The following is a 13190-nucleotide window of genomic DNA, read 5'->3' as shown; positions in this document are numbered from 1 at the left end:
AAAAAACCTGAAAAAGCGAAGCGTTCGCCTTTATCACCGGATTTTCCCTTTGAGAAAAGGGAATCAAAAAAATCTGGGGATAACAGCGATTGGAGGGTTATTCTGTCATCGGAGTGTATGTGTAAACCTCATTTAGTTTAATTGATATAGTTGCATAAGAAAATCCGGGAATAACGGTGTTCCATAGAACAATTCGTAACCGAAAGGGTACCTTTGCAGAACGTGGACACTCATTTAAGAAAATGGGCCGCATCATATATGATAAGAACTGAGAGGGGTTATTTATTTTGAAGAAAACATCATGGATTTCCAAACTAACATCCACTATCGCAACAGGTACCGCGGCATTCATGCTATTCGCCGGATTCGCTAGCGCTCACGTTACTGTTAGCCCATCCGTTGCACAGACAAGCGCATGGCAGACATACACGATTAAGATTCCATCCGAGAAAGATCTGCCTACAACCAAAATCACCATGAAAGTACCCGAAGGTGTGGCATTCAAGCAATATCAACCACTGGCAGGCTGGAAAATCACCACAGAGAAGAACGATTCCAATGAAGTCACATCGATCACATGGGAAATTGAAGGCGATAACGAGGGTATCATCGCAGGACAATTCCAACAGTTCAACTTTGTTGCACAGAACCCTAAGGCGGAAGCTGAAGTCGCTTGGGATGCCTTCCAATACTACAGCGATGGCAGTATTGTAGAATGGACAGGCCAGCCAAGTGATGCCAACCCACACAGTATTACAACGATTAGTGAAGATCCGGCTGCTGTTGGTAATGCTGCGGCAGGTGGAGGTCATGCCAACGATGGACATGATAGTGCAGGTACAGAAACAGGCACTGGTGATAATACAGCTACCGATGATAGCAAAGCAAACGATGACACTACGCTGGGCGATGCACTTAACGACACCGTTACAGGTGAGCCGAATAACACGGATACAGACCCGGGTACATTGAAGCTTCAACAGGCCACATTGATTGTATCCATTCTGGCCCTGATCCTCTCCTTCCTGGGAATTGCATTGGCGACACGTCGCAAAAAACGTTAAGAACGATATGCAGCACGCGATAACTTGAGATAACTAAGAAGCCTATGGCATACGGGATCAACCCCGATGTACCATAGGCTTCTTTTTGTCTATCCATGCTGAGTGCCATCCGCAATATGGCATCAGCCAACCACTCTTTTAGCGTTCCTGATCCGTCTGGATCATAATTTCAATATATTGCAGCAAGCTTTTCTTCTGCATTTCGATGGATTGAATACGTTTGGACAGGCCCGCAAAAAACTCTTCAATCTGCTGCCTTGTATAATCAGCAGACTGCCCTTTCCAATCGTTCAGGCGACTGTATAGCGCCCTCGCTTCCTGTTCATCGGCTTGCAGACGGGCAAGCAGCTGTGTCAGTTCTTTTTCCGCAATTCGAAGATCATTCAATTCCACCAGCAATTGTCCACCCACTTGCGTTCCCCTCCCCCATGTACGTGATAGCGACACTAACCAACCTGATTCCTAATTAAAATGAACCGGACTCTCGTCCGCCTGCCGGAAGGCATCTGCTTTCTCATCAATAAAGTTCAGGAACTGGCTGGTATGTTTCATATGCCATGTGCTAAGTTCTTGAATCGACGCGTCCAGTTGGGTAACAATGGGCTCCAGCCTGCGACTACGGCTTGTATGCAGGTATTGAGCCATGCGGCTTCGTACCTGATTCAGCTCAGCATTGCATTGCTGTGCATTTTGCTTCCACCGGGAGGCGACACTTTTCAGTTCTTCTGGCGTTACCTGAATCAAGCCGGATGCACCTGCCCCAAGAGCCATACCGCCGCCAGACCTGAAACCTAACGGACCGAGGTTCTTGCTGAACGGCCCCATGTGATCCATAAGGCGTGGTGAATAGCGGACTCTCTCTCCAGTAATCGGATCATACAGATCATTGGATATGTATCCATTTTTGAAATTATATTGATCCAGACTGTGATAGTTCTCTCCGCCAAATGAGTTCTTGGCTTTATCAATAATGCCCACTCCATCGTTTGCATCCTCATAATTGGAATTAATGTAGTACGTCGATCCCACGTGTCGGTCATATCCGCCCAACGTTCCGCTGGCTACCAGATCACTGGGATTGGCATAGTTCACAACCTGCCCGTCGAACTCACCCGCTTCAGCCCGGCGACGCATCTCTGGCGTCAAATTGCCCATTACTGATGGTGCACTGAACGTCACGGCTGGAATTCCGGTATAAGCAGAAGCATATTGTGCATTTCCCCCACCCAAGGAATGTCCGGTCATCGAGAAATTCAGATCCTTATGCTTGTTCTGCATGTGACTTGCGTAGTCTTCTGATTGATACATCTGATTGGCCCAGCCTGTCGGGGAAACGGTTTTTTCAATATCTTTTACGCGATCACCGGTCCAGTTCTCCACGTCTCTTACCCTGTCACCAGCCCAATTCTCCACTTTGGATATGCCCGTAAAATCCTTGACGCCTTGCACCCCTTTGTCGAGCCAATCCGGTGTAAGATTATCAACAAAATTCCCGGCCTCCTGCTGACCCTTGCGAATCAACTCTCCGCCCCCAATACGACCATCCATGACAAAGTCTGGTACCGAACGATCCAGAGACGCACTTCCTTCTGTACCACGATAAGCAATGACGGCTTCCTTGGTCTCGGGATTATAAAATGTTACGGCATCAAAACCGGAAAGTTTGTTACTTTCCGTCCCTTCAAGGACCTCCCATCCGGGAAGTTCCGTTAATTTGTCTCCAGCCTTTTGATCCTGATAGGCCAGATCAGACATCGTTTTATACGTTTCATCATCAATGTTGGACCCGTTACTCAATAACTACACCTCCCTTTATTTAGCGTATGGATCATGTCCCTTGGCCATCATCACTTCTTCAATCTCAGGGCTAATGACCAGGTTCTTGGTTACCTTCTTTTTGTAGTCATACGAAATGCCAAAACTCTGATCTTCGTGATCTTTCACATGGCCTTTAAGCCCTATCTGGGACACTGCCATCTCCGGCAACAACTCTTTGCTTGTAATCACAACATCCAGCTCGAACTTCTGCTTGAAGTGCTGAATTACGGTTGCTTCAGCTTCCTTGTATAACGCTTCCTTCTCACTTGCATTCATGTTCTGACAACCTCCCAGAAATATAGTCAACACCATCATTAGTGTGAATAAACCCTTCAACCATCCTGCACGTTTAATACGGATTCCTCCTCTGGATAGAATCAGGGTGTTCCACCATATGTGAAGCACACCCTATTCATCTGTTACCTGCATCATAGTACAAAATCAACATGAGCCATATCGGCTAACAGAATCGTTTTCATGTAACTTTCTTCCTATATGATTCATTCAGGGTACTTTGGTGTACATTACCCCGTTTCCTAATTCTTGCAACAGATACATGAGATTTTTCCCACGCACGACAAAAAGAGCCTGCTCTTTGTAAGAGCGGCCCTCCTTTTTGCCGTACTTAACGTTCCTACTCAAGCACCATCCGCAGAGCGGTCAGCGCAATCCCGATAATAAATCCGGTAACGGCTCCGTTGATCCGAATCCACTGCAGATCCTGCCCCACCTTATCCTCAATCATTGAGATCAAGGAGGCGTTATCCATTTTGTCTACATTTTCACGCACGAGGTTACCGATTTTGGAATGATTTTTCTCCAGCAGTGTTGTGACGCCATCTACGATCTTGGCATTCATGCTTGTCATCAACTCGTGATCTGACCGCAGATCAACCAATACCCGTTCAATGGCAGGCAGAGCATATGTATCTACATACTGTCCATCTTCCATCGCGGCGAGTGCCTTGTCTCTCAATTCAATGAGTTTGTTCAGCACCGTTTCCTCTGCGTTCCAGCCCTCAAGCATATTGTTCTTCCAGCCGTTGATTCCATCTTGCATAGCCTCGCTCATGGCCAATCGCACCGCCTGGGTACGTACCATATCAAGCACTTTGTACCTTAGAGCGCTGCCTTCACGTTTCATATCCTCTACCCGATCGAAGAGATATCCTTGCAAAATGCCACCCAAACGCTCCTCGTTCATATAACCAAGGAACGCATTCATCGCAAACTGCATCAATCCGTTCATTTGAATGCCGCTGATCGCTTTCATTCCGCTTTCACCCAAAAACATCACATTCTCGGGTTTAACCAGCCACTCTTCGGCTTGCTTCAGTCCATAGTCCAGTGCTTTAGCATCGTAACCCCGCTCTGTCATCTGATGAGCAGCCCGTTCCAGAATCGGACCCAGATCAAAAGCGCCCGCCTGTGACTTGATCTCAGACGCTACGAGTGGAGCAATCTGCTCCAACGGCAGACCCGCCAGAATTCGTTTGCAGAGCGTATCGATCATGGTCTTGATCCCGTCATTGTGAAGCTCACGTGTCAACGTATCGAGCACCGTCTCTGCTGCTTTGAAATCTGCAATTTTCTCGGTAATGCTGTCTTTGTTAAGTAAGTTATTCTCTACTGCGGAGACCAGACCTTCGGTCATTTTATCCCGATTTTTCGGCAGCAAAGCCGTATGCGGAATGGGAATGCCGAGCGGGTGACGGAATAGGGCGGTCACTGCGAACCAGTCCGCAAGTCCCCCTACAAGTCCTGCTTCAAATGATCCTACCAGCAACTTGCCCACGGGAACGCCCTGGAACGGCAAGGATGCTGCAAATCCCGCTCCCATCACCACGAGAGACCAGGCTGCTGCTTTTTTGGTTTGTTTAGGTTTAGCCATTGTATTCTTGCTCCTTTATCATTAAATCGCACGGCCCGGCCTGTACCCGATTCCGCACTTCGTCTGTTCTTATGTAAACTCTCCAATAGCAAAAGTCTTGACTTCCATATATCGTATACTTCATCTTATCACCCACGAGCGTCAAAACCAAACCTGTGCTTGGCCAAAAAAGGACATTTATGGTGTTTACCTCGTAAAACGGTTCGCTCCCTTTTCCAATACCAGGATTATTTTAGTATAATTCATCATAACGGCCCTCCTATATGGATTGGCTGCTGAACAGCAGGGTAATTACATAGTGGAACAATGAATCAATCAGAGGAGGAATTTCGGACCATGAAACACGTGCAGGACACAACCACGCTCTATAACGGAGTCAAAATGCCATGGCTGGGTTTTGGAGTATTCAAAGTTAAAGACGGGGACGAAGTCGTTCATGCTGTCAAAACGGCCATTCAAGCCGGGTATCGCAGCATCGATACAGCCAAAGCGTATAACAACGAAACAGGTGTCGCTCAGGGTATTCGTGAATCTGGAGTAGCCCGTGAAGATCTGTTCATTACTACGAAAGTGTGGAATAGCGATCAGGGATATGAATCCACACTGGCCGCCTTCGAAGCAAGTATGGAACGACTCGAACTGGAGTACCTGGATCTCTATCTCATCCACTGGCCGGTCAAAGGCAAGTACAAAGATACATGGCGAGCGCTGGAGAAACTCCACAAGGAAGGACGCGTCCGCGCAATCGGTGTGAGCAATTTCCAGATTCATCATCTGGAAGACCTCATGATTGATGCCACGGTCAAACCAGCGGTTAATCAGGTCGAGCTTCATCCACTACTGATTCAATCGGAGCTTCGTGAATATTGCAACAAACATCAGATTCAGATCGAAGCCTGGTCTCCGCTCGGACAAGGTCATCTGATGGATCATCCGTTGCTTCAGGACATCGCCGCCAAATACAGCAAATCCCCTGCCCAAGTCATTCTGCGCTGGGATCTGCAGAACGGCATCGTGACCATACCCAAATCCGTCACGCCTGAGCGTATTCGCGCGAACGCCGATCTCTACGATTTTGAGTTAACTTCAGAAGAAGTAGAGCAGATTAACGGACTGAACGAGAACAAACGCTTTGGTTCTGATCCCGACAACTTTAATTTTTAATATAAACATCTTAATTCGATAACACCCGCCCTCCACCTTAGAGGAGCGGGTGTTTTGTCATGTGATGTTATAGACAATCTATTCGTAGTTAAGAATGGAGGCGAGGCCCGCTATCCTACTCAGTGCCGTTTTTGTGCCCCAAAAAAAGTTTTTTGACCATTTAAAACTATTTGATCTCCTCATCAGTCTAACGAGTGTCAAGCGAACTCAAGCACTTATATGGAATCCAGGCCTGGAACGAGCAGTGACTTGAATATTTAGGTTTATCATGGGGGGATCAGGAGTGATTAGACTGAACCATAGAAAGACAAAGGAAGAACAGTTCAGCGAAAAAATAACAGCAATTCAGAATAAATTATATCGATTGGCGTACTGCTATGTTAAAAATGAACAAGAAGCGCTGGATATCGTATCCGAAGCGGTCTATAAAGGGTTCATCGCTTATGGAAAAATGGAATCCATGACTTATTTCGATTCCTGGATGTCACGAATCGTGATTAACACAGCGATAGATCATATTCGACGGAATCAACGAGTGACCTATATGGAGGATCATGTACAGGAATTTGTGGCTCCAGAACGAGGGGCATCCGTGGAAGAGAAAATGGATCTGTACGATGCATTGGATCGACTCGTGCCTGAAGATAGGGCCTATATTATATTAAAATTTTTCGGTAATATGCGTTTTCGAGAAATCGCAGAAGTGCTCTCCCTGTCGGAGAATACCGTGAAGTCAAAATTCTATCGGATTATCAACAAATTAAAAATGGATTTAATCGAAGGAGAGGTTGGAGATCTATGACTAGCAAAGAACGTTATGAAAACATTGAAATTCCAGCTCAACTTCCAGATGTTATTCGTCGTGCCCAGCAAAAGGCCGCCGCTCGCAAAAGCTCATCCCGTATCATTCGCTACGCTTCAAGTCTAGCAGCATGTGCCGCTTTACTGCTCATTATCAACATTCCTACTGTCGCCAACGCCATGGTCAAAATACCTGTGGTCGGAACGATTGTTCAGGTGCTTCAATTCGGCGATGGCGGCAAGATTACGGATGGGATAACCGTGGGTTCAGAAGCAACTGAAAATACCCTTAAAATTAATTTCAGCACCGACGAACAGGATCAGGCCAATGATGCGCCTTCTTATAATGTCGAACACAAAGAAGCACCGAATCGTGTCCTCTTCACGTTTAGCGGTGCACGTTACATGGATGTAGAGAAAGTCAAAGCCGACTTTATGACCCAACCTTTGGTGAAAGATGTATATGGCTCCATGATTTTAGACGACTCCTCCGTCGGATTCGTCGTTGTTTTAAAAGAAGGGGTACAGTACGCCGTCACGGAATTCAAAAATCCCGGCTACTTGGAAGTGAAATTGACTTCCGACGGCAAACCGGTCACCCCTCGGAAAGTATACTCGCTTCGCACAGAATCAATGCCTTTTGGAGAATCGATGGGAATAATTAAAGAATCCTATCCGGGTGAGGACATCTCTTTCCTCAAAACGTCCACTGGGCAGTTTACAGCAGTTATTGGAGAATATTCTACCGCTGAAGAAGCTGAACAGAAGCTCAAAGAACTCGCCGGACAACCAGATTATCATGAGGAGTTTTATGTGGACAGCTGGATGAGTAACGAAAATCCAATGGATTAGTCATTCCCCAAAAAATCCCGATTCGGATGCGCTGAGCATCTCGAATCGGGATTTTATCGGTCATAGGCAACCCTATTCGCTTTTGGATACCAGCTTGAAATCATCAAAGTGGAAACCTGGCGCGACTACACAAGTGACCAGTACAGGCTCATCACCCAACGGGCGTGCTGTCTGCCATACGCCCGCTGGAACAAGCACCTGTGGTGATTGACCTGCAGCAATATCCATACCCAGAACAAGAACTTCCTCGTTCTCCGGGTTCTCTCCGTTGCCGCCCAGCTTCAATTCAACCGGACTGCCACTATGCCACAGCCAAAGTTCATCGGACAGAACGGTATGCCACTCGGAGATTTCATGTGCGTGCAGCAGGAAATACGTGGAACTTGCCGAGAATCTTGGGCCGGAATAAGTATCCGGCAGAACCGACTGTGGAATCTGATAAGAAGCCTTCCATTCTTCCTTATACCAACCGCCTTCAACGTGAGGCTGCATATTGAGCGCAGCAACCAATGGCGATAATTCATGTGTCGTCATAACCTGTTTCCTTCCTTCTACATCATATTGGAGACACTCCTTAACCAGAGTTTCGCCTCTCTCCCCCTACTCTAAAACATCATTCAAGTTTTGTCACCTTGACAGCTCCCATGGTCCATGCCAGATTCGTTCTCACGGTATTTTACATATGATTAAAGAAATATTTCATTTCCAATGATAGCGTTTACAAAAAGATGGATTTTCCGTTATGATATGGATATCGTTGTTAATCCGTGAAGCAGAGGGGAGCTGTACCATGAGTCTCATAGAAGATCGGATTGGACCCAAATATCGAATCGGTGAACATTCATTTACCATTGAACATATGCGCAGACATGATGGGAACGGTATGCCTCAGCCTCACGCTCATCCATTCTACGAACTGTATTACCTGCTTGAAGGTGAACGCGTTTATTCCATGAATGGTCAGATTCTGTCTGCCCGCAAGGGTGATTTTATTCTGATTAACCCAAACGATGTACATAGCACCTCCAAAGGAAGTATTCCTGGCTTCGAACGGATTTTAATCGGTTTTTCGCCTGCTTTTGCAACGGGGATGGAGCTTGGCATATGTGGTCTGCTGCCTTTTAATTGTTCAAGACTTCTTCGCCTGCCTGAAGCGGAACAGCCCGAGATGGAGCGTATATTGTGGCAGATGCTGCAAGAATGCAAAGAGCGACGCCCTCACTATGAGATTGCGGTCAGAAGTCTGCTTGCCCAACTTTTGATCCGTATTCATCGGGTGGAGGAGGATATTCGGCAGTCATGCCCCGGTCCTTTGCATCCGATGCAGGACAAAATCAGTGAAATCGTTACATATGTGAACAGCAACTACACCCAACCACTTACGCTGGAGGGTGCAGCCAATCGTTTTTATATCAGTCCATCCTATCTGAGCCGAATGTTCAGCCGGTTTACCGGGTTTCGGTTTAGCGAATATCTGCGTGTTGTTCGTGTCCGAGAGGCACAACGAAGATTGCTGTCGACACAAGAGCGTGTCCAGATGATTGCAGAGAAGGTAGGGTTTGAGCATACGGCTCATTTTAACAAAACATTCAAACAAGTCACCGGTACAACACCGCTACGCTATCGCAAGGAACACCGGTAGATCTTCAGATCACATCATATAAAACCGAGTGGGTAGCCTTGCTCCAGAGATCACGTATTACTTATACCCGAAAGGCATCACGATCATTGGACCCATGGCTACGCCACTGCGGCTGAATTGGAGCCACTTGTATAGCCCCTTTTACATACACTTTTTACCTGCGGATGATCACACCACTTCGTACTTCAGGACCCACAGAGATCTGGCGACCGTCTGTGTCGGCATCACTTTCTCGGCACACAATGCCTGCGGATTCGTGTCCTGTCACCATCAGAAGTCGACCATCCGCCCCCTTGCCCTGAATGCGCTCCAACTCCGCCCCTTTGCACTGGTGCAAATGAATTAACGGACCTTCGGTAATCCGGGCGTTCAGTTCTGTAATCCGCAGATGCTTCGCTTGGGCACATTGAATACCTGTGCGGGCTTCTACATGGTATCGTTCAATGACTACGCCATCCAAAGGCAATTCCGGCAACCCACTTATGAGCAACGCAGTGTCCGCACCGGCACAGACCACATCCGATATTCGAATATCCCGGAACACCGGCGTCTCCTCGCTAATCTCCTGAGACAAGTCACTGCCCCGGGCAGACCCTTCCTGATTCGCATAGAAAAAGGAAAACGAGATGGCTTCCATAATGATATCTTTCATATATATACGCTCGATCTGAATATCCTCAACCACCCCGCCGCGTCCCCGTGCGCTTTTGAAGCGAAGTCCAATATCCGTGCCGATAAACGTACAATCCGACACTCTCACATGCCGCACACCACCAGACATTTCGCTACCAATGACGAAACCGCCATGACCATGATACACGGTGCACTCCCGAATGGTAATGTACTCCGAAGCAAGACCCAGTTCACGGCCTTCTTCATCCTTGCCTGATTTCAGACAGATCGCATCATCACCCACATCGAATACACTCTTCTCCACCACCACATGACGGCAGGATTCAATGTCCAGCCCATCTCCATTCTGAGAAAACCACGGATTACGCACACTCACGTTACGAATGGTGACATGCTCAGATGCCCAGGGGTGCAGATTCCATGCAGGCGAGTTCTGGAACGTTGGACCGTCCAGCAGCACCCGTGTACATCTGCGCAAGCTGACCATGTTAGGACGCAAAAAGTCTCTGGCTTGTTCATAGGCGGCAACATCACGTACCTGCTCCTTATGCAAACGATTTGCAATGATACCACCTTCAAGTGCAGAGACGGAAGGCCACCAGATTTCTTCATCCCCACCCGATTGCTCTACAACACCACCCGAAGCGACCAATTGGTTCCATTGTGAAGTCGTCATTTTGGAGCGTTTTACCGGACGCCACGCTTCACCGCCACCATCCCATATCCCCTCACCGGTAATCGCAATATCCTCCAGTTGATCACCATCGATCGGGGATTGACAGCGTACCACCTGCCAGCCTTCGAAGCTTGATGCGATCAATGGATATTGATCGAAATCTCGGCTAAACGTAACCAGCGCCCCTGCTTCCACATGTAGTTCGATCCGGCTGCGCATTACAATCGGACCTGTGAGCCATACCCCGGCAGGGATAACGATTCTGCCTCCTCCCGCTTCAGCGCATGACGCGATTGCAAGGCGGAACATCTCCGTATTATCTGTTACCCCATCTCCAACAGCTCCATAGTCTGTAATTCGAAAATCCTGAGCCGGAATGACAGGTAAATTGGCTTCATAAGCTTGGACATCAGACTGGGCACCTGTACCCGTCGACATTGGGGAGTGATATGTATTCATTATGCAGAATCATCCTCTCTACCTGTAATGGAAATCTAAGCGTTATGAGATCAACTTTTCGTTTCTACTTTCTTTAGTTTACTTTCAGACAGATACTTTCTCGCTCCATCATATCAATGGCCTGATGCACTAGGTTGAGCTTTTTTGCCATGTACAGTTAGAACTTGATGGAATTTGTTTTTATGATCAGAGTCATAAATGAAACATCATTTCTAGTATACTCTATACATCTATTCCAATGGTTGGTAAACAACTAGGAGAATAGATTCAATTTTCTGTCAGGATTCGTCACAAGAGATTTGATAACATAACAGGTATATAACACAATTACTGCCCATAGCCCTAGAAAGTCTATTACTTATGTCATGTTTTATCACAAACCAATTGCCATTAGCAGGATGAGTATGTATGATTAAATAACTAGTTTCAATTAATTCCTTATTATTCCTTTTACAAACATTCGTTGCAGAAAGGATGGGGTCTACTCTTGATTGAATTTAGGGGTGTCCAAAAGCATTTCGGTCATTTTCATGTCCTCAAGGATATCCATCTTCACATCGAAGAAGGAGAGGTTGTCGTCATCATCGGACCTTCCGGCTCCGGCAAAAGCACGTTACTCCGCTGTATTAACCGCCTGGAGACCATTACCGAAGGCGAACTTGTTGTCAGTGGGGTCCCTCTACATCAGAAAAAGGTGGATATTAACCTCTTCCGCCGTGACATCGGTATGGTATTTCAACACTTCAATCTTTATCCTCACAAAAAAGTCATTGATAACATTACCCTTGCACCCATGAAGGTACGCAAACAACCCAAAGAACAAGCTGCCTCAACGGCCATGAAGTATCTGACCCGGGTAGGCATTGCCGACAAAGCAGACAGTTATCCCTCCCAGTTGTCCGGTGGACAGCAACAACGGGTAGCCATCGCCAGAGGACTCGCCATGGAGCCCAAAATCATGCTTTTTGACGAACCGACCTCTGCACTCGATCCCGAAATGATTGGGGAAGTCCTCGATGTGATGCGTTCCCTTGCCCATAATGGCATGACCATGGTCGTTGTTACCCATGAGATGGGATTCGCCCGCGAAGTTGCGGACCGGGTCATCTTCATGGACGAAGGCCGAATTGTAGAAGAGGCCACCGCCGCTGAATTTTTTGACAACCCCAGAGAAGAACGAGCACAGCAATTCCTGAGCCGTCTGATTCATCATTGAGAATAATCCAATATTCCATTTTGAAAGGGGTCTTATTCATGAAAAAATTGTTGAAGTGGCCGTCATTTATACTTGTCCTTATTCTCTCGCTGGTATTGTCCGGTTGTAGTACAGGTGAGGAGAATAGCAGTAGCGGCGGTAGTAGCGGTTCTGGCGGAGATGCCGTAGCTAAAGGAACCATTGAGCAGATTAAAGAGCGCGGCAAACTTATTGCCGGCGTGAAATATGATACGAAGCTATTCGGACTGAAAGATCCCGCAAGCGGCAACGTTGAGGGATTCGATATTGATATCGCCAAGGCACTCGCCAAACAGATCCTTGGAGATGAGACAAAGGTCGAACTGAAAGAAGTCACTTCCAAGACACGTATTCCCATGTTGCAGAATGGAGACATTGACATCATCATCGCCACGATGACGATTACGGATGAGCGTAAGGAACAGGTGGATTTTAGTGATGTGTATTTCGAGGCAGGCCAATCCCTGCTGGTGAAAAATGATAGTCCGATTACCGGCTTGGAAAGCCTCAGCGGGGTGAAAGTACTCGCCGTGAAAGGCTCCACATCCGCTCAGAACATTCGCGAGAAAGCCCCTGATGCTGAAGTGCTCGAATTCGATAACTATCAGGATGCATTCACTGCTCTCAAAGCCGGTAAAGGCGAAGCGCTGACCACAGATAATATCATCCTTATCGGCATGCAACAGACAGATAACAGCTTCCAATTGGTTGGTGGCAATTTCACAAGTGAACCTTATGGTATGGCCATTCGCAAAGGCGACACCCCCTTCGTGGAAGAAGTCAACAAGCTGCTCAAAAGCATGAAAGACAGCGGGGAATATGACACATTACATGAGAAATGGCTGGGCTCCAAGCCCGAGTAACCCCGATTAATGATGAGCACGCGGCGAATTCGTCTGCTGGATGCGATGCATAAGCAGACGTAATCGCCGTTTCTACATCTGGAGAACGGAGGC

13 protein-coding genes are annotated in these 13190 nt (G+C 47.2%); 7 read left to right on the top strand and 6 right to left on the bottom strand.

Annotated elements, in window-relative coordinates; all coding sequences use genetic code 11:
• The first annotated feature begins 287 nt into the window (after positions 1-287).
• Entirely contained in the window at positions 288-1064 is a 777-nt protein-coding gene (locus tag MKZ12_RS02165; protein WP_339258494.1) for a YcnI family protein, read from the top strand.
• A 138-nt stretch (positions 1065-1202) separates the two neighbouring features.
• On the opposite strand, the gene MKZ12_RS02160 is transcribed toward MKZ12_RS02165, so the two are convergent.
• The 4 genes from MKZ12_RS02160 to MKZ12_RS02145 all read right to left on the bottom strand — a co-directional run bounded on the left by MKZ12_RS02160 (position 1203) and on the right by MKZ12_RS02145 (position 4773).
• On the bottom strand, positions 1203-1475 hold the full coding sequence (locus tag MKZ12_RS02160) for a hypothetical protein (protein ID WP_091018402.1): 273 nt from the start codon (positions 1473-1475) through the stop codon (positions 1203-1205).
• 51 nt (positions 1476-1526) lie between these two features.
• Positions 1527-2861 (bottom strand): hypothetical protein, encoded by a 1335-nt coding sequence (locus MKZ12_RS02155; protein WP_339258493.1) that lies wholly within the window; start codon positions 2859-2861, stop codon positions 1527-1529.
• A 15-nt stretch (positions 2862-2876) separates the two neighbouring features.
• On the bottom strand, positions 2877-3158 hold the full coding sequence (locus MKZ12_RS02150) for a hypothetical protein (protein WP_143786547.1): 282 nt from the start codon (positions 3156-3158) through the stop codon (positions 2877-2879).
• A 358-nt stretch (positions 3159-3516) separates the two neighbouring features.
• Entirely contained in the window at positions 3517-4773 is a 1257-nt protein-coding gene (locus MKZ12_RS02145) for a DUF445 domain-containing protein (protein ID WP_339258491.1), read from the bottom strand.
• Positions 4774-5109: 336 nt separating this feature from the next.
• On the opposite strand from MKZ12_RS02145, the gene MKZ12_RS02140 reads away from it, so the two are divergent.
• The 3 genes from MKZ12_RS02140 to MKZ12_RS02130 all read left to right on the top strand — a co-directional run bounded on the left by MKZ12_RS02140 (position 5110) and on the right by MKZ12_RS02130 (position 7590).
• Positions 5110-5937 (top strand): aldo/keto reductase, encoded by an 828-nt coding sequence (locus MKZ12_RS02140; protein ID WP_339258489.1) that lies wholly within the window; start codon positions 5110-5112, stop codon positions 5935-5937.
• Between the two features lie 283 nt (positions 5938-6220).
• Positions 6221-6739: a sigma-70 family RNA polymerase sigma factor gene (locus MKZ12_RS02135; RefSeq protein ID WP_339239221.1), complete on the top strand. Its 519-nt coding sequence runs from the start codon at positions 6221-6223 to the stop codon at positions 6737-6739.
• Positions 6736-7590 (top strand): hypothetical protein, encoded by an 855-nt coding sequence (locus MKZ12_RS02130; RefSeq protein ID WP_339258487.1) that lies wholly within the window; start codon positions 6736-6738, stop codon positions 7588-7590. Before MKZ12_RS02135 ends, MKZ12_RS02130 begins: the two co-directional genes overlap by 4 nt.
• Positions 7591-7662: 72 nt before the next feature.
• On the opposite strand, the gene MKZ12_RS02125 is transcribed toward MKZ12_RS02130, so the two are convergent.
• A complete protein-coding gene (locus MKZ12_RS02125) occupies positions 7663-8124 on the bottom strand; it encodes a cupin domain-containing protein (protein ID WP_017691032.1) in 462 nt (153 codons plus the stop codon).
• 256 nt (positions 8125-8380) lie between these two features.
• Between MKZ12_RS02125 and MKZ12_RS02120 the strand changes: the two genes are divergently transcribed.
• Positions 8381-9232, top strand: coding sequence for an AraC family transcriptional regulator (locus MKZ12_RS02120; RefSeq protein ID WP_105601564.1), 852 nt, complete (start codon positions 8381-8383; stop codon positions 9230-9232).
• A 154-nt stretch (positions 9233-9386) separates the two neighbouring features.
• On the opposite strand, the gene MKZ12_RS02115 is transcribed toward MKZ12_RS02120, so the two are convergent.
• Positions 9387-11000 (bottom strand): glycoside hydrolase family 28 protein, encoded by a 1614-nt coding sequence (locus tag MKZ12_RS02115; protein WP_339258485.1) that lies wholly within the window; start codon positions 10998-11000, stop codon positions 9387-9389.
• A 463-nt stretch (positions 11001-11463) separates the two neighbouring features.
• On the opposite strand from MKZ12_RS02115, the gene MKZ12_RS02110 reads away from it, so the two are divergent.
• Complete coding sequence (locus MKZ12_RS02110; protein ID WP_301289677.1) at positions 11464-12216, top strand: amino acid ABC transporter ATP-binding protein; 753 nt, start codon at positions 11464-11466, stop codon at positions 12214-12216.
• Positions 12217-12254: 38 nt separating this feature from the next.
• The gene (locus tag MKZ12_RS02105; protein WP_339258483.1) at positions 12255-13097 is read left to right on the top strand and encodes a transporter substrate-binding domain-containing protein; all 843 of its coding nucleotides are present in this window, start codon (positions 12255-12257) and stop codon (positions 13095-13097) included.
• Positions 13098-13190 lie beyond the last annotated feature (93 nt).

It is taken from the genome of Paenibacillus sp. FSL R5-0713, from assembly GCF_037973325.1.
Taxonomy (GTDB): Bacteria; Bacillota; Bacilli; order Paenibacillales; family Paenibacillaceae; genus Paenibacillus.
The sequence above is the reverse complement of the archived record's forward strand: the minus strand, read 5'-3'. Positions and strand labels throughout refer to the sequence as shown.

What these genes read in the sequence shown, in the direction of transcription:
- MKZ12_RS02120 (WP_105601564.1), top strand. Translation starts at nt 8,381, where the DNA reads ATGAGTCTCATAGAAGATCGGATTGGACCCAAATATCGAATCGGTGAA.
- MKZ12_RS02115 (WP_339258485.1), bottom strand. Translation starts at nt 11,000, where the DNA reads ATGAATACATATCACTCCCCAATGTCGACGGGTACAGGTGCCCAGTCT.
- MKZ12_RS02140 (WP_339258489.1), top strand. Translation starts at nt 5,110, where the DNA reads ATGAAACACGTGCAGGACACAACCACGCTCTATAACGGAGTCAAAATG.
- MKZ12_RS02130 (WP_339258487.1), top strand. Translation starts at nt 6,736, where the DNA reads ATGACTAGCAAAGAACGTTATGAAAACATTGAAATTCCAGCTCAACTT.
- MKZ12_RS02150 (WP_143786547.1), bottom strand. Translation starts at nt 3,158, where the DNA reads ATGAATGCAAGTGAGAAGGAAGCGTTATACAAGGAAGCTGAAGCAACC.
- MKZ12_RS02105 (WP_339258483.1), top strand. Translation starts at nt 12,255, where the DNA reads ATGAAAAAATTGTTGAAGTGGCCGTCATTTATACTTGTCCTTATTCTC.
- MKZ12_RS02145 (WP_339258491.1), bottom strand. Translation starts at nt 4,773, where the DNA reads ATGGCTAAACCTAAACAAACCAAAAAAGCAGCAGCCTGGTCTCTCGTG.
- MKZ12_RS02125 (WP_017691032.1), bottom strand. Translation starts at nt 8,124, where the DNA reads ATGACGACACATGAATTATCGCCATTGGTTGCTGCGCTCAATATGCAG.